General features: G+C 62.6%; 17 protein-coding genes and 1 pseudogene. 3 read left to right on the forward strand and 15 right to left on the reverse strand.

What is annotated here, in order from left to right; translation table 11 throughout:
* Positions 1 to 11: 11 nt before the first annotated feature.
* The 8 genes from ligD to CO657_RS29345 all read right to left on the reverse strand — a co-directional run bounded on the left by ligD (position 12) and on the right by CO657_RS29345 (position 9,243).
* Positions 12 to 1,064: a non-homologous end-joining DNA ligase gene (gene ligD, locus CO657_RS29310; RefSeq protein ID WP_054184519.1), complete on the reverse strand. Its 1,053-nt coding sequence runs from the start codon at positions 1,062 to 1,064 to the stop codon at positions 12 to 14.
* A 132-nt stretch (positions 1,065 to 1,196) separates the two neighbouring features.
* A complete protein-coding gene (locus tag CO657_RS29315; RefSeq protein WP_054184611.1) occupies positions 1,197 to 2,402 on the reverse strand; it encodes an MFS transporter in 1,206 nt (401 codons plus the stop codon).
* A 160-nt stretch (positions 2,403 to 2,562) separates the two neighbouring features.
* Positions 2,563 to 3,747 carry an MFS transporter gene (locus tag CO657_RS29320; RefSeq protein WP_054184518.1) on the reverse strand — a complete coding sequence of 395 codons (1,185 nt, stop codon included), beginning with the start codon at positions 3,745 to 3,747 and terminating at the stop codon, positions 2,563 to 2,565.
* A gap of 135 nt (positions 3,748 to 3,882) precedes the next feature.
* Positions 3,883 to 4,797, reverse strand: coding sequence for an SMP-30/gluconolactonase/LRE family protein (locus CO657_RS29325; protein WP_054184517.1), 915 nt, complete (start codon positions 4,795 to 4,797; stop codon positions 3,883 to 3,885).
* 14 nt (positions 4,798 to 4,811) lie between these two features.
* A complete protein-coding gene (locus tag CO657_RS29330) occupies positions 4,812 to 5,762 on the reverse strand; it encodes an ABC transporter permease (protein WP_054184516.1) in 951 nt (316 codons plus the stop codon).
* On the reverse strand, positions 5,759 to 6,706 hold the full coding sequence (locus tag CO657_RS29335) for an ABC transporter permease (RefSeq protein WP_054184515.1): 948 nt from the start codon (positions 6,704 to 6,706) through the stop codon (positions 5,759 to 5,761). Before CO657_RS29335 ends, CO657_RS29330 begins: the two co-directional genes overlap by 4 nt.
* The gene (locus tag CO657_RS29340; RefSeq protein WP_054184514.1) at positions 6,703 to 8,154 is read right to left on the reverse strand and encodes a sugar ABC transporter ATP-binding protein; all 1,452 of its coding nucleotides are present in this window, start codon (positions 8,152 to 8,154) and stop codon (positions 6,703 to 6,705) included. The genes CO657_RS29335 and CO657_RS29340 overlap by 4 nt, the downstream gene beginning before the upstream one ends.
* 72 nt (positions 8,155 to 8,226) lie before the next feature.
* Positions 8,227 to 9,243, reverse strand: a complete 1,017-nt coding sequence (locus CO657_RS29345; protein ID WP_054184513.1) for an ABC transporter substrate-binding protein — start codon at positions 9,241 to 9,243, stop codon at positions 8,227 to 8,229.
* A 279-nt stretch (positions 9,244 to 9,522) separates the two neighbouring features.
* Here CO657_RS29345 and CO657_RS29350 point away from each other — a divergent pair, with 279 nt between their 5' ends.
* Entirely contained in the window at positions 9,523 to 10,761 is a 1,239-nt protein-coding gene (locus CO657_RS29350; protein ID WP_054184512.1) for a GAF domain-containing sensor histidine kinase, read from the forward strand.
* Positions 10,762 to 10,774: 13 nt separating this feature from the next.
* Complete coding sequence (locus tag CO657_RS29355; RefSeq protein WP_054184511.1) at positions 10,775 to 11,497, forward strand: response regulator transcription factor; 723 nt, start codon at positions 10,775 to 10,777, stop codon at positions 11,495 to 11,497.
* A 35-nt stretch (positions 11,498 to 11,532) separates the two neighbouring features.
* On the opposite strand, the gene CO657_RS29360 is transcribed toward CO657_RS29355, so the two are convergent.
* The 3 genes and pseudogenes from CO657_RS29360 to CO657_RS29370 all read right to left on the reverse strand — a co-directional run bounded on the left by CO657_RS29360 (position 11,533) and on the right by CO657_RS29370 (position 15,561).
* Positions 11,533 to 13,857, reverse strand: coding sequence for a putative bifunctional diguanylate cyclase/phosphodiesterase (locus tag CO657_RS29360; protein ID WP_054184510.1), 2,325 nt, complete (start codon positions 13,855 to 13,857; stop codon positions 11,533 to 11,535).
* 198 nt (positions 13,858 to 14,055) lie between these two features.
* On the reverse strand, positions 14,056 to 14,877 hold the full coding sequence (locus CO657_RS29365) for a DUF1206 domain-containing protein (protein ID WP_054184610.1): 822 nt from the start codon (positions 14,875 to 14,877) through the stop codon (positions 14,056 to 14,058).
* Between the two features lie 278 nt (positions 14,878 to 15,155).
* Positions 15,156 to 15,561 (reverse strand): annotated as a pseudogene (locus CO657_RS29370) (carboxymuconolactone decarboxylase family protein).
* A gap of 289 nt (positions 15,562 to 15,850) precedes the next feature.
* Between CO657_RS29370 and CO657_RS29375 the strand changes: the two are divergent.
* Positions 15,851 to 16,780 carry a TauD/TfdA dioxygenase family protein gene (locus tag CO657_RS29375; RefSeq protein WP_054184509.1) on the forward strand — a complete coding sequence of 310 codons (930 nt, stop codon included), beginning with the start codon at positions 15,851 to 15,853 and terminating at the stop codon, positions 16,778 to 16,780.
* Positions 16,781 to 16,887: 107 nt separating this feature from the next.
* Here CO657_RS29375 and aspA read toward each other — a convergent pair whose 3' ends face one another.
* From aspA to CO657_RS29395, 4 genes are all read right to left on the reverse strand, one after another.
* Positions 16,888 to 18,315, reverse strand: coding sequence for an aspartate ammonia-lyase (aspA, locus tag CO657_RS29380; RefSeq protein ID WP_054184508.1), 1,428 nt, complete (start codon positions 18,313 to 18,315; stop codon positions 16,888 to 16,890).
* A 99-nt stretch (positions 18,316 to 18,414) separates the two neighbouring features.
* The gene (locus CO657_RS29385) at positions 18,415 to 19,518 is read right to left on the reverse strand and encodes an asparaginase (RefSeq protein WP_054184507.1); all 1,104 of its coding nucleotides are present in this window, start codon (positions 19,516 to 19,518) and stop codon (positions 18,415 to 18,417) included.
* Positions 19,519 to 19,590: 72 nt separating this feature from the next.
* Positions 19,591 to 21,063 carry an amino acid permease gene (locus CO657_RS29390; protein WP_054184506.1) on the reverse strand — a complete coding sequence of 491 codons (1,473 nt, stop codon included), beginning with the start codon at positions 21,061 to 21,063 and terminating at the stop codon, positions 19,591 to 19,593.
* Positions 21,064 to 21,206: 143 nt separating this feature from the next.
* The gene (locus CO657_RS29395) at positions 21,207 to 21,911 is read right to left on the reverse strand and encodes a FadR/GntR family transcriptional regulator (RefSeq protein WP_054184505.1); all 705 of its coding nucleotides are present in this window, start codon (positions 21,909 to 21,911) and stop codon (positions 21,207 to 21,209) included.
* Positions 21,912 to 21,935: the final 24 nt, after the last annotated feature.

The raw sequence follows: 21,935 nt of genomic DNA on the forward strand, positions 1-21,935 counted from the left end.
GATCGCCGACCTCAACCGCCGAGGCCGGTCATATCGAATACGGCCGCATTGTCCTGAACTTCGCGCAGCCCCTTATACGACGCATGGCGGAGACTGCCGTCATCCGTCCAGCCACGGAACTCGATCTCGGCGATGAGGGTCGGCTGCACGAAGACGTAGCGTTTGCCCTTCAGGGGGACGGCCGGCCGGCTCGTTTTCAACCGGTCGAGCGTCTTTTTCAGGTGCTCGGCTTCGCTGGCGCTGAAACCAGTTCCGACCGATCCCACGGAAATCCAGTCGAAACCCTTCTTGCCGGCGAGCAGCAGACTGCCGATGCCGCCGCGGGCGGATGCCGATTGTTCGTAACCGACGATCATGAAACTCTCGCTCTCAACGCACTTGATCTTCAGCCAGTCGCCCGTGCGGCCACTGCTGTAGGGCCGGTCGCGATGTTTGGCGATGATGCCTTCCATATGATGGTGGCAGGCGTGCTCGAGGAGGTCCTCGGCCGGCAGGTCTATTTCTTCGGAAAAGCGGATCGTCCGATTGCCTTCCGGTATCAGGTCTTCAAGAAGGTGCCGGCGTACGGCAAGCTCGGTGCCGGTGAGGTCATGCCCGTCAAGATACAAAAGGTCGAAGGCGTAGAGAATGGACTCGCTCGAGGCCCGCTTGCCGCCGCGACCGCCGAGCGAACGTTGCAGCGCGCCGAAATCCGACCGGCCGTGATCATCCATAACCACGGCTTCCCCGTCCAGTATGGCGGTGGTCACACCGAGTTCTTTGGCCGCAGCGGCGATGGCGGGAAAACGATGCGTCCAGTCATGGCCGCCGCGGGTGATGACACGAACGCCCTTCGGCTCGATGTGGATCGCTAGCCGGTAGCCATCCCACTTCGCCTCGTAGAGCCAATCCGGCCCGATCGGCACGCTGCGCTTCAGCAATGCGAGGCATGGCTCGACCCTTGCCGGCATTGGATCGAACGGAAGGCTTGGCTGGTTGGGATCGCGCTTGCGGATCGGACGAGACTGCAGCGTTGCATTGGACTCGTTGAGGAATGGCAATGAGGGGCGGCGCGAGCGCGTCATGATCGTTGTCTGTCCTTCCCGGACTGGTTTTCAGGCTCTTCTCCAAACACGATGTCACCTTTCCCACTCCGCTCAATCGGATTTAGGTCCGACGAGTATTTCGGCAAGAACCATAGCCTGGCGCCGCAGACGCTACACGGCCTGCGCACTCCGGTCCTTCGGCAGCGAGATCGTCATCGCCGCGGCGACGGCGGCCGTAACTGCGACGGCGAGATAGATGCCGCTGAAACTCTCAGTCGATGTCTTGATCACGCCGCCAAAGAAGTTCCCTGTCGTGCCGCCGATGCCTTGGAACACGGTGCAGATGCCCAAGACAGTCACCGCGACGCGGGGCGTGGCGCGATGTGAGACGTAGGCCGGCAGCAAGCCATAGATCGGATAAAAGCCCAGCGAAAAGAAGATGCCGGACAGAATCGAGAGTTCCATCGAGGGATCGAGGACGACGAGGGCGCCGGCGGCGAGGAAGCTTGAGTAACAGGTCAGCATGGCATAGCGCGATCCGAGACGCGACGATATTGTGCCAATGGCGAAGCCTGCGCCGATCCCCACCGCCCCGATCGTTGCCCAGAGCCATGAGGCAAAGCCGACGGAGTAGCCGAGCTCCTCGCGCAGAAACGGCGAGAGATAGGTGAGATAGGGATATGGCATCAGGCCGTTGATGAAGCCGAGCGCGAAAATCAGCATCACCCATGGCATGATGGAGCGCAGGCTTGCTGAACCGCCGGCAGTTGGCGCCAGCGTTTCGTGACTTGTCCCGCTGTCGAAGAGGCCGGCCCGCCCGAAGAGAATGTGGGTGACAACGGCCAGTGCGATCGTGGCCGCGCCTGTGAGGAACCAGACCATCTGCCAGTGACCGCTTCCGGCGTATGCCGCCACGAGTGCGCTGTTGATGAGGACGCCAAAGGCCGGGGCGCTGGAGATCAGGCTCATGGCAAAGCCGCGCTGTTCTGCTCTTACCACCCGCGAGGCAAGATTGATCATCGGCACGAAAGTCGATGCGCCAGTCGCGCCGGCGACCATCAGCAGGCCGGCAACCACATAGAGATTGTCGCTGATGGGGATGCTCGACAGGCAGAGCCCGCAGAGCGACACGGACGCCACCACCGTCCGTGCGGCGCCGATGCGATGGACGAGCCAGGTACCGAGCACGGCGAATGCCACTGTGGAAAACTGCACCAGGCCGGTGACCGTGCCGACGAAGGAATAGTCGAAGGCAAGATCTTTCCGCATGTCGGGGATGATCTGAGGAAAAAGGCTGAGGCCGAATCCGTAACACGTGCCGACGCAGGCGATCATGACGGCTACGAGGACGTTATCCTGGATACGCACGCTCGTCATGATGATCGACCTTTGTTGGCAACCGTGTTCGCGCTCCCGCTCGACGCGATGATCATCTAGCATGGGCAGCCGGCGGACTGTCGGATCTGCGACGCCGGCGGCCTAAAACCTATACAATTCGCCGAACCAATCGAGCCGCCGAAACAGCCAGCTCGATCGATCACCCGTTGACGCTCCGAACGCTCGCAACTCTGCCGTCGCAGGCCGCCCGGCGCTGAGCAAGCACCTTGACCGAAAAGAGCGCGTAGATGATCAACGGAAGGCAGACGAGATAGGATGTCCTGATGCCCGCATGTTCGGCAATGAAACCGAGCAGCGGCGGCGCCAGGAAGAAGACGACGAAGGTCATCTGGCCAAGGGCGGCGACGTTGAGATGCGCCGCGCGATCTGTGCGCTGGGCCGCCGCCGAGACGGCGAGAGGATAGACCGCGCTGCAGCCGGCGCCCATCAAGGCAAAGCCCGCCAGTGCCACATAGGCATGCGGAGCGCCCCAGACGGCGCAAATGCCGATCGCCGAAAGGACAAGCAGCATCGTGGCGATGGCCCGCGGGCCAAACCGATCGACCAGCGGATCGACGAACAGGCGCGCCAGTGCCATGCAGAAAGTAAAGAGCGTCAATCCTAGTCCGCCAATAAACGGCTCGACTGAAAACACGTCGCGCATATAGATCGCCGACCAGTCGATCCCGGCACCTTCGACGAGAAAGGCCGCGATGCCGATCACGCAGAGTGGCATAAGGCTCCGGGTGGGAAGCGCCACCAGTGGCGCCTTGCCTTCATTCAACGGGGTTCGCGCGGGCGCATTGCGCATGCCTGAAATCGCCCAGACGCCGAGCACAAGCACCGCGACAAAGGTCACGGCGAGATGGAGTTGCATCGAAATACCGGCTTGGCGGACGACTGAGGAGACAAGCGCCGTGACGAAGAAGCCGAGGCTCCAGAAACCATGCGCCCTGTTCATCACGCCGCGTCCTAACTGTGCTTCGATGCGATCAATCTCGACATTGAGATTGATCTCCAGCGCCCCGGCGAGCAACCCCTCGACGAAAAGCACACAGAACACGACCGGCGCCGCACCGATCCACGGCACCAGCGACAGCAACGCAGACGTGCCGAGAACAGTAATGAATGCCGTTGTCCGCGCGCCAAGGCGGGCGATCACAGGCGAAGACAAAGTCAACGAAATCAAGGCGCCGATCGCAGCCCCGATCAACGTCAACCCAAGCTCCGACTTGTCGACGCCAAGCGCAACCTGCAAATCCGGCATCCTCGACAACAGCGCCCCCAGCGACACGGCGAAGAGAAAGAAGCAGACATAGATCCGCTGCTGCGGAGCGATTTTCATGATGCAACTCCGGGAATTGACGCTCGAAGCCGAACGCGCGCTTTTGGATTTGTGATGTCTAACTCACAGAGCCGGAGATCAAAACTTTTTTCTGAGGAGATGCGACGGAGCGAGACGCCGAGCAGAATCACGCTCTCACGGCATCTGAGCCCCGCTGACGGCGACATAGACTGAATAGATCGAACGCGTCGCCGCGATGAATAGCCGGTTGCGCTTGGGACCACCGAAGGTGAGGTTAGCGACGGTTTGCGGCACGCGGATCTTGCCGATTAGTTTGCCGGCCGGATCGAAGCAATGCACGCCATCACCAGCGCTCGACCAGAGGTGTCCGTTCACGTCGGTGCGGATGCCGTCCGGAATGCCGCTGTCGATCAGGCAGAAGACGCGGCCGTTTTCAAGCCTGAGGCCGTCGACCACGTCGAAAGCTCTTATATGGCGCGGCAGGCTTTCATCATGGCTTGCCGCCGAATCCGCCACGTAAAGAATGCTCTCGTCGGGGGAGAAGGCCAAGCCATTCGGCTGGATGAAATCGGTGACGACAGCCGCAAGCCCCCCGGTCGCCGGATCGAGCCGGTAGACGTTGCGGGTCGGCTGCTCCGGCACGGCGCGATAGCCTTCATAATCCGACATGATGCCGTAGGTGGGATCGGTGAACCAGATCGTGCCGTCGGATTTCACCACCACGTCGTTCGGCGAATTGAGCCTGACGCCTTCGAAACGATCGGCGAGCACAGTGATCGAGCCGTCGATCTCGGTGCGTGTGACGCGGCGCATCCCGTGTTCGCAGGAGATCAGCCGTCCCTGCCGGTCGCGCGTGTGGCCATTGGCGAAGTTCGAGGGTTGCCGATAGACGGAGACGCCGCTCTCCGGCGTCCATCGCAGCATGCGCTGATTGGGAATGTCGCTCCAGAGCAGCTGGTTCGCATCGTTGAACCAGACGGGACCCTCCGCCCAGCGGCAGCCGGAATAGAGTTCATCGAGGCCGGCACTAGTTACGATCAACTGCCGGAAGCGCGGGTCGTGGATTTCGTAAATGCTGGCCTCGGCCATGGCGGTCTTTCCGTTTATCGCATGCCGGCCCGGCGGCCGCCGGCGAGCATGATGACGCTGATGATAATGAGGCCGGTCATGATGAGGCGGATGCCGGCGCCGACCCCATAGGTGTTGAGCATCGAGACGACCAGGAACATGAAGAGCGATGCGCCCCAGATGCCCGGCACGTTGGAATCCCCGCCGGCGACCGCCGTGCCGCCGATCACGACGACGGCGATCGACATCAAGAGATATTCCGAGCCCATGTTGAGCGCCGCGCCGCCGGAGAAACAGGCAAGCAGATAGCCTGCGAGCGAGGCGAGCACGGCGCAGAACAGGTAAGTGACGAAGCGCGTGCCGTCGACCGGTATGCCCGCCATGCGCGCCGCCGGCATGCTCTGGCCGATCGCCGAGATCCAGCGCCCGTAGATCGTCTTCTCGAGCAGGAACCAGGCAAGCAGCGAGATCAAGAGTGCGACGATCGCCACATTCGGCACGCCGAGCGTGTTCGAGGTGGTGAACTCCGCAAGCATTCCCGGAGGCTTGATGCGCAATCCGCGGTTCGTCCAGATCGCGGCGGACTGGACGATGAAGCTCATCGACAGTGTGGCGATGATCGGCGGAATGCGCAGGACCTTGATCAGCGCATAATTGCCGAGGCCGACGGCAAGCCCGATGACGACGGCAATGAGAAGACCGGGCAGGATCATGCCGTTTTCGACATTCATCAGCTTCAGCGCCACCGTGCCGGCGAGCGTCATGGTGGCGGGAACCGAGAGATCGATATTGCCGGGACCGAGCGTGATGACGAACATCTGGCCGAGGCCGACGATGACCGAGAAGGCCGCGAAGGTGAGGGCTGCCTGCGACAGGCCGAGCGTGCTGGCGCCGAGCGTCACCATGATCGTCAGGAACCAGACGGTGAGGGCGGCAAGCCACGACCAGATCCACGGTTTGCTGAAAAGACGAAGGACAGGAGTCATCGGCGTTTCTCCCGCTTCTCCAGCCGGTTCAGCATCAGCCGAAGCGCGAGCACGACGATCAGGATCGCGCCCTGCGCCCCGATCTGCCAATCGGGCGAGATGCGCAGGAAGGAGAGGAACGAGCCGGCAAGCGTCAGCGTCAGCGCGCCGATGACGGCGCCGACAGGGGAGACGCGGCCGCCGATGAACTCGCCGCCGCCAAGGATGACGCCGGCGATCGACAGCAGCGTGTAGCGCAGCGCGATATTGGCATCGGCCGAGGTCGTCAGGCCGACGAGGGCGATGCCGGCAAGCACCGCAAACAGGCCGGCCAGGCCGTAGGCGCTGGCGCGCGCTGCGACGATCGACCAGCCGGCGCGCTCGACCGAGCGCTGGTTGCCGCCGATGCCGCGGATCAGCACGCCGAGCGAGGAGCGCATGACGAGGAGATGGGCGACGGCAGCGATGACGATGCTGGCAACGATCGCCATCGGCACCAGTGGCGGCTTGACCGTCATCAACCAGCGCACCCAGTCCGGCGCCTGACCGCCGGGTGCCGGTAGCAACAGCACCGCAAGGCCGCCCCAAACGAAGCTCATGCCGAGGGTGACGACAATGGACGGCAGGTTGCGCAGATGGATGACGACACCGAGGGCCGCATAGGTGGCAATCGCGCCGGCAAGGATCAGGATGCCGATCAGGGGAGTATCCCGCAGAAAGGTTGCGGTGACGCAGGCGACGAAGCTGACGAAGGTGCCCATCGACAGATCGAGATCGTTGACCGCCATCACCAGCATCTGGGCGATCGTCGCCAGCGCAATCGGCACAGCCAGATTGAACAGCAGGTTGAGCCCGACATAGCTCATGGCGCGCGGCTGCAGCCAGAAGACGGCGGCAAGCAGCAGCGTCAACGACAGAGCGGGGATCGCAAGACGCAAGGCGTCGGACGACAGCCGGAACGTCATGCGGCGACCCCCTCGAAGGATGCAGCGATGATATTCGTCTCGTTGACGGCGTCGCCAGCGAGTTCGGCGGTGATGCGGCCTTCGCGGAAGACGTAGACACGGTCGCAAAGGCGGACTTCGTCCATTTCGGTGGAATACCAGATGAAGGTGCGGCCGCGCGCCGCTTCGTCACGGATGATGGCGTAGACCTCCTGCTTGGTCCCGACGTCGACGCCGCGCATCGGATCGTCCATCAGGACGATCGGCGCGCGCGTTGAAAGCGCGCGGGCAAAGAGCACCTTCTGCTGATTGCCGCCGGACAGCGACAGGATGCGGTTGGCCATATCGGGCGTGCGGATTTCGATCCGCCGCTTCCAGTCGGCGCCTTTCGTCTCTTCCTCGTTTGCGACGATGAGGCCTCGCCGCGACAGGTCACCGAGCGAGGCGATAGAGAAGTTGCGCAGGATGCTCCAGAGCTCGAAGACGCCGTTCAGGCGGCGGTCGCCGGCGACGAAGGTGACGAGCGGATCGCGCTCAGGCAGCCAGTTGCCGGACTGGGCGGCATGCAGGGCAAGCAGCAATTCGGTCTGCCCGTGGCCGGCCAGTCCCGCCAGTGCGATAATCTCGCCCTTGCGGGCGCTGAAGGGAAGGCCTTTCGTCTGATGGGACAGAACGAGCGGAGCGGCGGATTGGTCGCGCGTCGAGCGCTGCGCGGTCTCCTCCTTCGCAACGGTGCCCATCGCTTCGACGAGACCGTGATGGTCGAATCCATCGGCCGGACGCTCGGCAACGACGCGGCCGTCCTTCATGACGACGATGCGGTCGGAGGTTTCGAGAATTTCGTGCAGGATATGCGAGATGAAGATGACCGAGCCGCCGCCGGCGACGAAGCGGCGGACATGATCGAGCATCTGGCGGGCAAGGCTCGCATCGAGCGACGAGGTCGGCTCGTCGAGGATCACCAGCCGCGGCGCAACGCCGGCGTCGGAAAAGGCCATTGAAATCTCGACCATCTGCCGCTCGGCGATCGACAGATCGCCGACGGTGCGGCCGCTGTCGATGCCGTGGCCGGGAAAGACGGCATCGAGGCTCTTCTCGATGACCCCGGCCGCACGCCTGCGCCAGCCGAAGCCGCCGAGATGACGATGCATGATGCGAGTGTTCTCAACGATGGACAGGTTGGGGCAGAGCGAAAGCTCCTGGAAGACGCAGCGCACGCCGCGGGCCCGCGCCGCGTTGATGCCATAACGCTCCAGCCGCTCGCCGTCGCTTGCCACACTTCCTTCGTGCGGGGTGAGGCCGCCATTGATCACACTGACGATCGTCGATTTGCCGGCGCCATTGTGGCCGACGAGCCCGACGCATTCGCCCGGCATGACGCGGAGCGTGACGCCGTCGAGCGCCCTGACGGCGCCGAAGCTCACCTTGGCGCCATCGACGGCGATCACCGCCTTCAAAACCTCATCCATCCTGCCCGCCAGATCCGCTTCACAAAGAATGCCGCGCGGCCATGTGCGGCCGCGCGGCAGTCGCCGGGAGACTTACTTTGCCGACTCGATGACCTTGATGGCGTCTGCCTGCGTGTATTCCACGTTGGCGACGCCGCCGGCTTGGGTATTGGCGAGGTTCGTTTCGAGATTGTCCTGGTCGATGCGCAGGAAGGGCACCACGAGGTCCTTCTTGACCTCCTTGCCGTCGAGGATCTGCTGAGCGACCCAGAAGGCGAGCGTTGAGACGCCGGGCGCGATCGACACGGACATGGTCTCGTAGCCCTTGCCGTCCTTCTGCTCCTTCCACCACTTCAACTCGTCTTCGCGGTTGCCCATGATGATGGTCGGCATCTTCCGGTCAGTCGCCGCAATCGCCTGCGCGGCGCCATAACCGTCGCCGCCCTGCGTCACCACGCCGACGATGTCGGGCAGGCTCGGCAGGATGCCGGCAACCGCCTTTTGCGCCACGTCCTGCGCCCAGTCGCCGTGAACGGAGCCGACGACCTTGAACTGCGGGTACTGCTTGACGCCGTCGTGAATGCCCGCCGAGATCTCGTCATCGACGAAGACACCGGCAAGACCGCGGATCTCCAGCAGATTGCCACCTTCCGGGATTTTCTTCGACAAGTACTCGACTTCGCTGCGGCCCATTTCCTTGAAGTTGACGGCGATGCGCCAGGCGCAAGGTTCGGTCACGATGCCGTCGAAGGACACCACGGTGATGCCGGCATCGCAGGCTTCTTTGACCGCGCCGTTCAGTGCCGTCGGCGAGGCGGCGTTCAGCACGATGGCGTCATAGCCCTGCAGGATCATGTTCTGGATCTGCGCGGCCTGCTCCGTCGCCTGGTTCTCGGCGGTGGTGAAAGGGTCGGCTGCGGCAACGGTGCCGGCCTTCACGGCTTCACCCGTCACCTTTCCCCAACTTGTCAGCATGGCCTGGCGCCATGAGTTGCCGGCATAGTTGTTTGAAAGAGCGATTTTCTTGGCCGACGTATCGGCAAAGGCAGAAACGGGCATCGCGGCGCAAGCAATAGCGGCCGATGCCAGAAGCATCTTGCGGATTGTCATGTCTTCCTCCCTGATGATCGCGCCGGTCGGCGGATCGCTTCACTCCTGCCTGCCCAATCGGGGCCGAGTGAAAATTGTTCTTGCACTGAGCTTCCTCCTCTCAGTAAAGGCAGGATGCGGGAGATCGACCGCCCTGTACAGGGGCAAGGCAGCAAGTCGTTTGCGGGTTTTGCGCAATTAGCTGCGGGTTTACGCAAGACGGCGGCGCTTCCGCGGGCGCTTACTGCGAAGGGATCGCGGCGGGTTGAGGAGCCTGTGCCGTCTCGGGGAGGAACCACAATGCTGCAACTCACACCGGCAGCGATGTTCGACCACTATCTCGGTATTTCCCGGCTGCTCGCGGGTCAGCTCGACTTCCGCTCGGCCATCCGTTCGGTTGCGGCCGAGGTCGCCCATATCATCCCGCACGACCACCTCGATGTCTGTGTGCTCCTGGAGGGCGGCAACTACCACACGGCCTACGAGACGGGCATCGAGACCGCCTGGGGCGATCTGGCCGGCGCGCCGGTGGTCAACAGCCCGATCCGTTCGCTGCTCTGGGGCGAGGTGGACTTTCTGCTGGCGGAAGACGCGATGACGGACCCGCGTTTCCATTTCGAGGGTGCATTCAAGCGGCCGATCGTCGAGGAGTCGCTGAGAAGTCGTCTGCATGTGCCGATGAAGGTGCAGGGCACGATCATCGCGGCGCTCTCCTGTTCATCGCGAACGGCAGGCGTCTATACGATGGAGGATATCGAACGCGCCCGCATCATCGCCGACCTGCTGACGCCCTATTTCTTCGCGCTGCAGGCTGCCGAACAGGCGCAACGCTCGGCGATCGTCGAGGCCGAGGCCCGGGCCCGCGAGGAGGGGCTACGGCAGGGCGCGCTGAAGCTGACCGAGGCGCTGGAGCAGGAACGCCAGCGGATCGGCATGGACCTGCACGACCAGACGCTTGCCGACCTGACACGGCTCGCCCGCCGGATCGATCGGCTGTCGCGCAACGGCGAAGTGACGCCGGAGGCGCTGGAGCCGGTCTCGCGTTCGCTGCAGCATTGCATGCAGGATCTGCGGCAGATCATTGAACAGGCAAAACCATCTGTGCTCCAGCTCTTCGGTCTCGCGCAGGCGATAGAGCACCATCTCGACCGATCGACCCGCGACACGGGATCGGCCATCGAATGGGGTCTGGTCGACGAAACGCACGGCGCATTGGAGCGGCTGGAACCGACCGTCAGCGTCGCGCTGTTCCGGATCGCGCAGGAGGCGATCAACAATGCGGTGCGCCATGCCGCGCCGCTCGCCGTGACGGTGCGGCTCGAGGCCGACGAGGAACGGCTGTCGATCGAAATTTCCGACGATGGAACGGGGCTTGCCAAGGCACGGGGACGGATCGGCGGCGGCATCGACAATATGAAGACCCGGGCGCGGCTGATCTCGGCGCGCTTCACCACCGGGCCCGGCCACAACAATCGCGGGACCGTGGTGCGCGTCGTGCTGCCGCTGACCCCGCACGACCCGGCAAGCGGGCCGGACTGAGGAGAAACGCGCAATGAAGGTTCTGATCGTCGAGGACGACCCGCTGCACCGCTCCTATCTGCACGAGGCGGTCAACGCCGCGCTGCCGGAATGCGACACGGTGATCGAGGCCGAGAACGGAACGGTCGGCGAGAAGCTCGCCCGCGACCACAAGTCGGCGCATATCGTCATGGACCTGCAGATGGCAAACCGCAACGGCATCGAGGCGGCGCGCACGATCTGGAAGGAGCGGCCGGAGACCCGGATCCTGTTCTGGTCGAATTATTCCGACGAAGCCTATGTGCGCGGCGTCTCGCGCATCGTGCCGGATGGCGCCGCCTACGGCTATGTGCTGAAATCCGCCTCGGACGAGCGGCTGAAGCTGGCATTGCGCTCGATCTTCATCGAGAGCCAGTGCGTCATCGACCGCGAGGTGCGCGGCCTGCAGCAGAAAAGCCTCGGCCAGACCAACGGTTTTACCGATTCCGAATACGAGATTCTCGTCGATATCGCGCTGGGGCTGACCGACAGGGCGATCGCCAAACGCCGGGGCCTGTCGCTGCGCAGCGTGCAGAACCGCCTGCAGCAGCTCTACGACAAGCTCGACGTCTACCAGAGCGCTGGCGACCACCATGAGGACGGCCGCTTCAACCTCCGCGCCCGCGCCGTCACCGTCGCTTTCCTGCGCAAGCTCTTGAACTATAGCGCGCTGGAGCGGGCCGAGGCCGAGCTGCAGGAGTGGCTCGACGGAAAGTAGTCGCGGCTTGAACAGCGACAATTCCGCCCCAAGGATCAGGCGATGGCTTTCAAGGGCGCGCGGCTGCTCGGCGCAGCCTCGGGCTTGCCGAACAGGAAGCCCTGCATCTGGGCCGGATGGCTTGCATGAAGGATCGCAAGCTGCTCCTGCGTCTCGACCCCTTCGGCAATCACCGGCAGGTTGAGCGTCGACGCCATCTCGATGACATTCTCAAACAGCGCTCTGATGGTTGGATCGACGCCGATGCCGGCAAGGAAACGTCGATCGATCTTCAGCTTGTCGAACGGAAAATCCCGGAGGTTGGCGAGCGAGGAATAACCGGTCCCAAAATCGTCGAGAACCACCCGGATTCCCATCGCGCGCAGTTGACCGAGCGTGGAAAGGACGGCAGCCCGATCGTGAAACAGCGCCGTCTCGGTGATCTCAAGCTCCAGACGGTCAGGCTGCAGCCCCGTCCTCGCAAGAATGTGCGAGAACTGCTCCACCAGGTTCGGCATCAGAAACTGAACCGGCGAGATGTTGACCGCGATCGTCAGCGGGGCCCTCCACGAGGCTGCCTCGCTGCAGGCTTCTTCCAGGACCCAGATGCCGATGGGAATGATGCAGCCGGTTTCTTCGGCGGCAGCGATGAAGTCCGCCGGTGCAAGGACGCCTCTGCTTGCATGGCGCCAGCGCAACAGCGCCTCGTAGCCGCACGGCTCTTGCGAGGAGGTGTCGACGATCCTCTGGTAGACCAGGAACAGCTCTCCTTTGGCGACTGCGTGCCGCAGATCGTGCTCGAGCTGCCGCTTGGCATGCAGTTCAATGTCCATCGCCGCCTCGAATGTGCAGGCTCGGCCGCGGCCGCCGCTCTTGGCCCGGTAGAGAGCCATGTCGGCGTTGTTTCGCAGGCGCCGATCGGTAACGCCGTGCTCGGGGTACAACGCGATGCCGATGCTGGCGCCGAATCCCGAGGAGGTGGCGAGATCTGCGAACTCCTGCGCCAAGGCGTGCTGCAGATCGGCCGACAACGCTTCCGTCTGTTGGCGGGACGCGTTTTCCAGGATGATGCAGAATTCGTCGCCTCCCATGCGGGCGATCGTAACATCGGCCGGCAAGGTGCGGAGCAAGACCTGGGCGACACGCTGCAGGACCGCGTCCCCCTCGGCGTGGCCGAATGTGTCGTTGACGAGTTTGAATCGGTCGAGATCGAGGGCTAGCAGCGCCAGGCCGCTTGGCGTTTCGGCAGCGCGGGCCATCGCCATCTCGAAACGCTGGTCGAACTCGCGGCGGTTCGCCAGGCCGGTCAGTGAGTCATGGCGTGCCATATGCTCGATCCTGCGGCTCGCCTCATGACGCTCCGTCAGATAGCGCACGGCGATCACCTGGCACTCGCGCCCGCGATATTCGATCGTCCGAGCAAGGATCTCGACCGGAATCGTATCCTGGCCGTCGCACAATACCGCTCCCTGGCAGGTGTCGATGCCAAGGCGTCTTTCGATCGCAAGCACCGCCTCGACCGGTTGGCCCTTCAAAAGCGCGGCGGCCCTGCCGGCCATCGCAGCGAATTTCTCGTTGAGATCGATGACGACATTCTCCTGGGCGATGACAAGCCCCTCGAACGAGGCGTTTGCCAACCCGCGCAGATCGGTCAAATGACGATCGAGAAACAGCGCTGCGGCGGCGCCGAGCAGGATCAAGGTGGAGATGATCGAGACGGCGATGGCGATGGCGATCCGGTCGACCGAGGACAGATCGGCATGCACGGGCTCGGCGGAAGGGGTGATCTGGACGCCGCTCATCGACACGGTGTGGAGGCTGCAGATCGCCAGGACGATGCACGCCGCGCCGGCGAAAATATGAAAACGCCTGCTTGCGCTATGCCGCAGCGCCGCAACCGCCACAATGCCGAGGCCGATTGCCAACGCACAGGCGACGATCGATTTGTCGAGGGCGAGCGAAACCATGCTGAACGGCGTGATGGCGAGCAGCCCCACGAAATGCATTGCCGCAATGGCAACGCCAAACAGGACCCCGCCGGACGCTTGGATAAGCTGGCCGCCATTCATAAAGGCGATTTCAACCGCTCCTACAAACAGGACGATGGCGGCGATAATCGACAGAATGATCAGGGGACCGTCGTAGCCGATCGGCACCGGACCGGCATAGGCCAGCATCGCGATAAAATGGGTTGCCCAGGTGCTGGCGCCGAGAACGACGGCAGCGGCGATGAGCCAATAGTGGTGATGATGCTGCACGCATTCCTGCGCACGTGTCAGCATGAAGACGGCCGTCAGGCTGCCGAAGCAGCAGATCGACAGGGCGACGAAAAGCAACGTCCAGTCATGCTGGTCGGCGATACATGAAAGCACAGTGAACATGGCATCTCCCGAAGGTGCGGGGAGGGTGCCAAAGCGGACCTAACGAAATCATACGGGCTTCGTTAAAATGCCAGTCATCCAGGCAAAAACCACAACGAAAAGACGAAAATAAAATATCGCCCGACAAAGCGCGGATGGAGCGGCTGCGACCGCAGTTCCCCTGCTTCAACCGAAGAAAGCCCGCTTCTGACAAGCGTATCAGGAGCCTGCCAGCGGGATCGAACGTCTGGCGCCTGCCAATGACGGGTGGGAAATGACGCGGTACCGAGCCTCAACAAGGTTGTATATTCCGAAGGCTGCCAATCCGGCGGCAACGGCGATGTAGAGGAAGGATCCGAACGGAAGCTGGCGGACCCATTCCAGGGCATCGCCCATGCTGCCGGCCTGTTGCGGATCCACCCGGAAGCCGGCATAGGCGAACAGTATCCCGGTGATCGCGAACACCACGCCGCGGGCGACGAGACCATAAACGCATATCAAGGTCACGATACCCTTGCTGTCCGGTATCTTGACGTAGCGCTCGAATTTCCGGGTGATGCCCTTTGCGACCGTCACGATGCCGCCGATGACAAAGCCGGCCCCAACGGCGATCGCAAGATAGGAGCCGAACGGCTGCGACATGATCCATCCCGCCAGCCCCTTTTCACCCGAGCCTTCGCTCCCGCCGCCGAGGAAGATGGCACGACTGAGTGCATATCCGGCAAGCCCAAGATAGGTGACGGCGCTGCCGAGGAGTGCCGCCCGGATCGCCAAAGCCTTTCCGTTTCGGCCGTGGCCGTCGCTATCCGCCAAGGACTGGGCCAGCCTCCAGGCGACAAATCCGAGAAGTCCAAGACCGATCATTCCGACCCAGATCCGGCCGAACGGCTGCGAAAGCAGCGTCGAGAGCGCCGACTTCGTTTCCGGCCGGCCACCGGCGACGCCGGAGAAGAGCGCGAGCCCCGCTATCAGCAGAAAAACGACACCGCGCGCCGTGTACCCGCCCTTGGCGAGCACATCAAATCGAAAGCCTTTACTCATCAGCATTTCCTCTCCGTCGCCAGTGCGCGAGATTAACGCGCCAGCCTTCCGAAAGTTTGCTGAGAGGGCTCGCAACGGGGCGACGTCGTGATCAGCCGTTAGGAATGGCTACCAGTCGTAAGTTCCATAAGATAGATTACGCCACATTGACAACTTAAAGTTGATAATTCGCTTTCCTTAAAACTTTGAGGCCCTGCACTCAAAGCGAAGACTGCAGGTGAATTTATGTGCATGGCGGCTGCGCAATGTCCTGATGTGCTCGCCAAGTCCCCAGTCTCCTATCGCACCTCGAATTCCGGATCGGGCGGAACCTGCATCGCGAGCGAGATGATTTGTCTGCGCGGCAAGCCCGATGATCGTCAGTAGTTCGCCATGCTGGGCGTCGGTCATGCCCCGCGCTCGGGCGGCCGCGGTGTGGGATTGAATGCAGTACTGGCAGGCATTGGCCGTCGACACGGCGATGTAGATCATCTCCCGCGTCAGCGGATCGATGGCGCCTTCGACCGTCATGACGGATTTCAGCGTTTCCCACACGCGTTTGAGATTTGCCGGATCGTTTGCGAGAGCACGCCAGAAATTGTTGATGAAATCGGTCTTGCGTGTCGCCCTGATGTCATCGAACACCGCTTGCACGGCCGGAATGGCTGCGGCCTCTTGATCCGACAGAAGTTTGACTGTTGCCATCGAAAGTTCCTTTCCGGGCGCCTCAAGCATGATTTTTGCGCGGCGATCCCACGCAGCGGCGGAAGATACGAAGAAATGACAGCGGCCGCCAGACTTCCCGCCGGCGAGGAAATCGAAGACGGCTGTTTCAGGAAAACACGCAAAAATAGAAATTATTGTCTATAGATTTTATAGATTACAAGGTTTCATAGCCCTGTCGACTTCATCGATGAGATTTCGAACGCCCAATGGATGCATCCTTGGGTGCGTGTGAACTGCCGACTTCTTCCAACATCAACAGGAGATTTCCATGAGCAATCCGGTTCTCGTCAATCAGATCATTCCCGAATCCGATGTCATCCCGCTGACCGGCCGTGTCGGAGCCGAAATCAGGGGTGTCCGCCTTGGCGGAGACCTTTCGGATGCAACGGTGGCAGCCATCAACCAGCTTCTCCTGAAGCACAAGGTGATCTTCTTCCGGGATCAGGGACATCTTGAGGATTCCGAACAGGAAGCCTTCGCGCGCCGCCTCGGCGACCTCGTGCCACATCCGACCCAGGGACCGGTCGCCGGCACGGCTTCCATCCTCAATCTCGATTCCAGCCGCGGCGGCGGCCGGGCGGACCAGTGGCACACCGATGTCACCTTCGTCGATGCCTACCCCAAATTCTCCGTCCTGCGCGGCGTCGTCATTCCGGCGGCTGGCGGCGACACGATCTGGTCCAACACCCATGCCGCCTATGAAAGCCTGCCGGCGGCGCTCAAATTGCTGGCGGATAATTTGTGGGCCATTCACAGCAATGCCTATGACTATGCCGCCGTGCGCCCTCGCGCCACCGCTGAAGAGAAGAAGCATTTCGAGGAGGTTTTCACCTCGACCATCTACGAGACCGAGCATCCGGTCGTGCGTGTCCATCCGGAAACCGGCGAGAGATCGCTGCTTCTCGGCAACTTCGTTCAGCGCCTTGTCGGCCTGTCGAAGAGCGATTCCGCGAAACTCTACGAGGTGTTCCAATCCTACGTCACCGCCCCGGAAAATACGGTGCGCTGGCGCTGGAAAGCCGGCGATGTCGCGATCTGGGACAACCGCGCCACCCAGCACTATGCCGTCAACGATTATGGCGACCAGCACCGGGTTGTCCGCCGCGCCACCGTTGACGGCGATGTTCCCGTCAGCATTGATGGCCGCCGCAGCGTAACCCACGTCAAGGCTGCCAAGCCGCAGGCAAAGGCGGCGTGATCACGGACGCACGGATGTTGCCCGGCCCATGAAGCGACCAGAGCTTCATGGGCCGGGTGACATCCCTGCAGAGTGGCCGGGGTCGCCTTTCGCAAGAAGTCCGCGCCTTACGAGAAGGACAGCTTCTCGCTCGGCCGGGTCAGCGTTTCCGGGCGCAGGACCGCATCGAGATGCTCCTTCTGCATCAGGCCGCGTTCGAGAAGGATTTCATAGACCCCCCGTCCGGAATGATGCGCTTCGAGCGCAACCTCCGTGGCGTTGCGGTAGCCGATATAGGGGTTGAGCGCCGTCACGATGCCGATCGATTGCTCGACCGTCTGCCGCAACCGGTCGCGATTGGCGGTGATGCCGCAAATGCAATTCGCCTCGAGCGTCAGGCAGGCATTGGTCAGGTGGCTCAGGCTGCGATAGAGACTATAGAAGATCACCGGCTCGAAGGCGTTCAGCTGGAGCTGGCCGGCCTCAGCGGCCATGGTGATCGTCACGTCATTGCCGATCACTTCGAAGGCGACCTGGTTGACGACCTCAGGGATAACAGGGTTGACCTTGCCGGGCATGATCGAGGAGCCGGCCTGGCGCGCCGGCAGGTTGATCTCGTTCAATCCGGCCCGCGGCCCCGAGGACAGAAGCCGCAGATCGTTGCAGGTCTTGGACAGCTTGACCGCCACGCGTTTGAGAACACCCGAAAGCTGCACGAAGGAGCCGCAATCCTGCGTCGCCTCCACCAGGTCAGGTGACGTCACCAGATCGACGCCGACGATTTCAGACAGGCGCTCGCGCACCAGCGCCGCGTAATGAGGATGGGCGGTGATGCCGGTACCGATCGCCGTTGCGCCGAGATTGATCTCGCGGATCAACGAGACCGCTTCCAAGAGCCGCGCCTCGTCTTCCGCCAGCATCAGGGCGTAGGTTCCGAATTCCTGGCCGAGCGTCATCGGCACGGCGTCCTGCAACTGGGTTCGGCCCATCTTGAGGACGTCGGCGAACTCGATCGCCTTGGCTTCGAATGCCCGGCGCAGGATCGCCATGGCGTCGACGAGACGATGAACGCCGATCCCTGCGGCGAGCTTCAACGCTGTCGGATAGACGTCGTTGGTGGATTGCGAGAGATTGACGTGTTCGTTCGGATGCAGGTGCTGGTACTCGCCGCGGCGATGCCCGAGGATTTCGAGCGCCCGGTTGGCAATCACCTCGTTGGCGTTCATGTTGGTCGAGGTTCCAGCCCCGCCCTGGATCAGATCAACGACGAACTGGTCGTGCAGCGCACCGTCGCGGATTTCGACGCAGGCCGCGATGATTGCGTCGGCCCGCTCCTCATCCAGAAGCCCGAGGCTAACATTGGCCTGAGCCGCCGCCTGCTTGATCGCCGCCAGCGATGCGATCAGATCCGCCGATTCTTTCAGCGTCTGGCCGGTAATGGGAAAATTCTCGACCGCGCGCAGCGTGTGCACGCCGTAATAGGCTGAGGCGGGCACGTCGCGATCGCCGATCAGGTCGTGCTCAACGCGGATTTTGGCAATATCGGAGATAGTCATGGAGCGACTTTCGAGAAGCGGCGCCGCGGGCCTGATCGGCGGCGACTAGCCGGAGAAAATGATGGTGGGGACGCGGCAGAATAGCCGCGTCCGGAGGTGTCATCGGGCCAGAGCAGCAAGACAGGAATCGTCCCCGCCCGGTATGGGTCCGCGCAGCTTGAACGGAAAGGACACGCCGCCTGTCGTAACCCCCATCGTGTTCACGCGCTGGGGATGATGGAACGCCGCGAGCCGGCTGGAGATATTAGGCGAAGCGATACCGAGCCGTTCGAGGATCTCCGTCACGACGGCGTAAAGAATTTCGAGATTGCCGTCCTCGGTCTTGACCGAGATGCCGAGCGCACCGTCCGTCCCCAATCGCCGGGTTTCGTCCGAGGCCCGCACGCCGATCGCATAGCTGGCATCAGCCCCGAGCTTGCCGATAACGGCGCCGTTGAATGCGCGCATCAGGACCGTGCAATAGCGCCCCTCGCCCGCGACCATGTCAGGGTGGTGTGCCATTGCATGGAAGATGCGGGCCAGTGCCGCACCCCGCGCCGACAGCCCCTCGCCCGCCCCGCCGCCATCCGCTGCCGCGGCAAGCTTGGCATAAATGCGGGCCAGGCGGTCCAGGGGAAAGGCGGGGGTCGGGAGATTGCATCCGTCGATCCCCCATTCGACATCCCGAACATCCAGATCGCAGAGTTCGGCGACGGTGCGTTTGACCCTCCCCTGCATCGGATGATCCGCCAGGTGGTAGTCTTCCATGCCGGCTCCGATCGCCCGGGCGCCGGCAAGCATGCCGACGTGCTTTCCCGAACAATTGCTGCAAACGGCTGTCGGGACAAAGTCCTGCTTGATCCAGGAGCGATTGACCGTTTCCGACAGCGAAGGATGGCCGCCACAGCGAAGGTCGGCCTCCTCGGCCTTGATCTTCGACAGCATGGTTCGCGTGCGCGCGATATGCCGCTCTTCGCTGCTGTGGGACGCGCACATTAGCGCAATATCCGCATCGTCGAAGCCGTAACGCGCAAAACCCTCCGTCTCCAGGATGGCAAGCGCCTGGGCCGGCTTGGCGGCGGAGCGGGCAAGCGTCATGCGCGCCGGATTTCCCAGCGCGTAGAGCAGCCCGCCCGTTGCATCGACGACAGCCGCGTGGACGCGATGACTGTTCTCGACGATGCCGCCACGATCGGTGACGACGAAATCCTCACTCGGGGTCATGTCTCTCTCCATTCATACCGCACCCCGGCGGCGACATGCGCCGCCGGAGCAAGCTTGGATTGTCGATCGGTGTCAGGCGAGATCGAAACCGCCGCGATCCTCGCCCTGTTCGGCGGCGAGCATGTAGATGCGCTCACGCATCAGCAGCCAGCCGACAACCAGCGCCGGAATGATCAGGGCCAGAGAAGCGACCGTGTAGGTTCCGACCGGATAGTCGAGAGCCATCAGGATCACGACGACGGCAAGGAAACCCAGGGTGAGCAGGCCGGTGTAGGGCGCGCCGAACATCCGGAATTCAGGCCGCACCAGCTTGCCCTGCCGCGACAGCTGCCACAGCTTGAGCTGGCACAGCACGATCACGCCCCAGGCGGCGATGATGCCGAGGGCGGCGACGTTCAGGCCGATCTCGAAGGCTTCTGCCGGAACGACGGCGTTCAGCACGACGCCGAAGGCGGTCACGACAGCCGTCACCGCAATGCCGACATAGGGCACGCCGGACCGGTTCATCTTCGCCAGCGCCGCCGGAGCCGACCCCGAAACCGCCATGGAATGCAGGATGCGGCCGGTGGAATAGAGGCCGGCATTAAGCGACGACAGGACGGCCGTCAGCACGACGAGGTTCATGACGACGTCGGCGCCCTGAATGCCGATCTTGCCGAAGAAGGTCACGAACGGGCTCTCGCCACCCTTATAGGCAGTATAGGGCAGCAGCAGCGACAGCAGCAGGACCGAGCCGACATAGAAGACCACCAGGCGCAGAACGACCGTGCGGATCGCCCGCGGCATGACCTTGCGGGCATTTTCGGTCTCACCGGCGGCGGTGCCGATCAGCTCGATCGAGGCATAGGCAAACACCACGCCCTGTATCACCACCAAGGCCGGCAGGACGCTGTTCGGGAACATGCCGCCGAAATCGGTAATCGTGTTGAGGCCCGGAACATGGCCGTCGATCGGCGTGCCGGTGACGACGAAGTAGACGCCGACGACCAGGAAGACGACGAGGGCGAGGACCTTGACCAGACTGAACCAGAATTCCAGTTCACCGAAGACCTTCACCGACAGAAGGTTCATGGCGAGAACGAGGACTAGCGCCGCCAGCGCAAACACCCATTGATCGATCATTGCGATCCAAGGGACATAAGCCTTGAAGAAATTCATGTACAGGGCGACCGCGGTGACGTCGGCGACCGCCGTCATCGCCCAAGTCAGCCAATAGAGCCAGCCGACCGCGAAGGCGAGCTTTTCACCATAAAATTCCCGGGCATAGGAGACGAACGAGCCCGAGGTCGGACGATGGACGATCAATTCGCCGAGCGCCCTCAGAACGAGGAACGCGAAAAAGCCGCACAAGGCATAGACCAGCACAAGTGCCGGACCGGCAGCGGCAAGCCGGCCGCCGGCGCCGAGAAACAGCCCCGTGCCGATGGCGCCGCCGATGGCGATCATCTGGATCTGCCGCGGCTTCAGCGCCTTGTGGTAGCCGAGATCCTCCTCGGCAAAGACTTGGCCTTCGGCCCCGGTCCTGTTGGATTCCATGACTTTCATTTCTCCTCCCTGTGGGTTCGGCAACCTCCCGGCCGCCCCTCCGCGCAGATGCCATAAAGATGTTAATCTGCTATGCGGTCTGACAGGTTTTGGGATTAACGGGAAAAATGCGACCCAGTCAAGGATTTTTCACACGGTGAGGTTTAGCGTTGTTCTGAGCCGATGATGCGGCTGACCGCTGCCTCGACCTGTTTCAGATGAATTTCCATCGCCGCCCGGGCCTCGGCCTCCGACCCTCTGCGGATGGCTTCGACGATCGCCCGATGCTCTTCGTTCGATTCCTGACGCCGCGGCCCCAAGACCGTCAGCAGCCCGGATTGCTGCGCCATCGCCTCGCGGACATCATCGACGATGTCACGGAATACGGCGTTCTTCGATGCCTCAGCGATCAGCCCATGAAAATCCGAATCCAGCCGCACCCAGGCTTCGGTATCTTCTTCCTGCTCCATTCGGTCGCAAAGTCCGAGCAACCGGGACAGTTCGTCATCGTCCCGACGCAGCGCCGCCCAACCGGCGGCGGACACCTCGACGAAGGACCGCGCCTCCATCAGATCACGCGCCGAATAATCGCCGTAACGGATATCTCCGCCGCCAGCCGCGAGCACATAGGTTCCGCTTCCCGTTCGCGTCTCCGTCAGCCCCAAAATCTGCAGCGAGCGCAGCGCTTCCCGCACGATCGGGCGGCTGACGCCGTATTTTGCCGCGAGCTTGGCTTCCGACGGCAGCTTGGAACCTTCGGCAAACCGGCCGGATAGAATGAGATTGCGCAACTCCTCGAAAACAAGTTCCGAGGCGCTTTTTCGACTGAGGATCGCAGAATCGGAAAGCCAGTTTTCCAGATCATTCATGGTGTTGCATTCGAGGGGCAGGGC

The organism is Rhizobium acidisoli (genome assembly GCF_002531755.2).
GTDB lineage: Bacteria > Pseudomonadota > Alphaproteobacteria > Rhizobiales > Rhizobiaceae > Rhizobium > Rhizobium acidisoli.

What these genes read in the sequence shown, in the direction of transcription:
- CO657_RS29345 (WP_054184513.1), bottom strand. Translation starts at nt 9,243, where the DNA reads ATGACAATCCGCAAGATGCTTCTGGCATCGGCCGCTATTGCTTGCGCC.
- CO657_RS29360 (WP_054184510.1), bottom strand. Translation starts at nt 13,857, where the DNA reads ATGTTCACTGTGCTTTCATGTATCGCCGACCAGCATGACTGGACGTTG.
- CO657_RS29365 (WP_054184610.1), bottom strand. Translation starts at nt 14,877, where the DNA reads ATGAGTAAAGGCTTTCGATTTGATGTGCTCGCCAAGGGCGGGTACACG.
- CO657_RS29385 (WP_054184507.1), bottom strand. Translation starts at nt 19,518, where the DNA reads ATGACCCCGAGTGAGGATTTCGTCGTCACCGATCGTGGCGGCATCGTC.
- CO657_RS29350 (WP_054184512.1), top strand. Translation starts at nt 9,523, where the DNA reads ATGCTGCAACTCACACCGGCAGCGATGTTCGACCACTATCTCGGTATT.
- CO657_RS29330 (WP_054184516.1), bottom strand. Translation starts at nt 5,762, where the DNA reads ATGACTCCTGTCCTTCGTCTTTTCAGCAAACCGTGGATCTGGTCGTGG.
- CO657_RS29375 (WP_054184509.1), top strand. Translation starts at nt 15,851, where the DNA reads ATGAGCAATCCGGTTCTCGTCAATCAGATCATTCCCGAATCCGATGTC.
- CO657_RS29355 (WP_054184511.1), top strand. Translation starts at nt 10,775, where the DNA reads ATGAAGGTTCTGATCGTCGAGGACGACCCGCTGCACCGCTCCTATCTG.
- ligD (WP_054184519.1), bottom strand. Translation starts at nt 1,064, where the DNA reads ATGACGCGCTCGCGCCGCCCCTCATTGCCATTCCTCAACGAGTCCAAT.
- aspA (WP_054184508.1), bottom strand. Translation starts at nt 18,315, where the DNA reads ATGACTATCTCCGATATTGCCAAAATCCGCGTTGAGCACGACCTGATC.
- CO657_RS29335 (WP_054184515.1), bottom strand. Translation starts at nt 6,706, where the DNA reads ATGACGTTCCGGCTGTCGTCCGACGCCTTGCGTCTTGCGATCCCCGCT.
- CO657_RS29315 (WP_054184611.1), bottom strand. Translation starts at nt 2,402, where the DNA reads ATGACGAGCGTGCGTATCCAGGATAACGTCCTCGTAGCCGTCATGATC.
- CO657_RS29325 (WP_054184517.1), bottom strand. Translation starts at nt 4,797, where the DNA reads ATGGCCGAGGCCAGCATTTACGAAATCCACGACCCGCGCTTCCGGCAG.
- CO657_RS29320 (WP_054184518.1), bottom strand. Translation starts at nt 3,747, where the DNA reads ATGAAAATCGCTCCGCAGCAGCGGATCTATGTCTGCTTCTTTCTCTTC.
- CO657_RS29340 (WP_054184514.1), bottom strand. Translation starts at nt 8,154, where the DNA reads ATGGATGAGGTTTTGAAGGCGGTGATCGCCGTCGATGGCGCCAAGGTG.
- CO657_RS29395 (WP_054184505.1), bottom strand. Translation starts at nt 21,911, where the DNA reads ATGAATGATCTGGAAAACTGGCTTTCCGATTCTGCGATCCTCAGTCGA.
- CO657_RS29390 (WP_054184506.1), bottom strand. Translation starts at nt 21,063, where the DNA reads ATGAAAGTCATGGAATCCAACAGGACCGGGGCCGAAGGCCAAGTCTTT.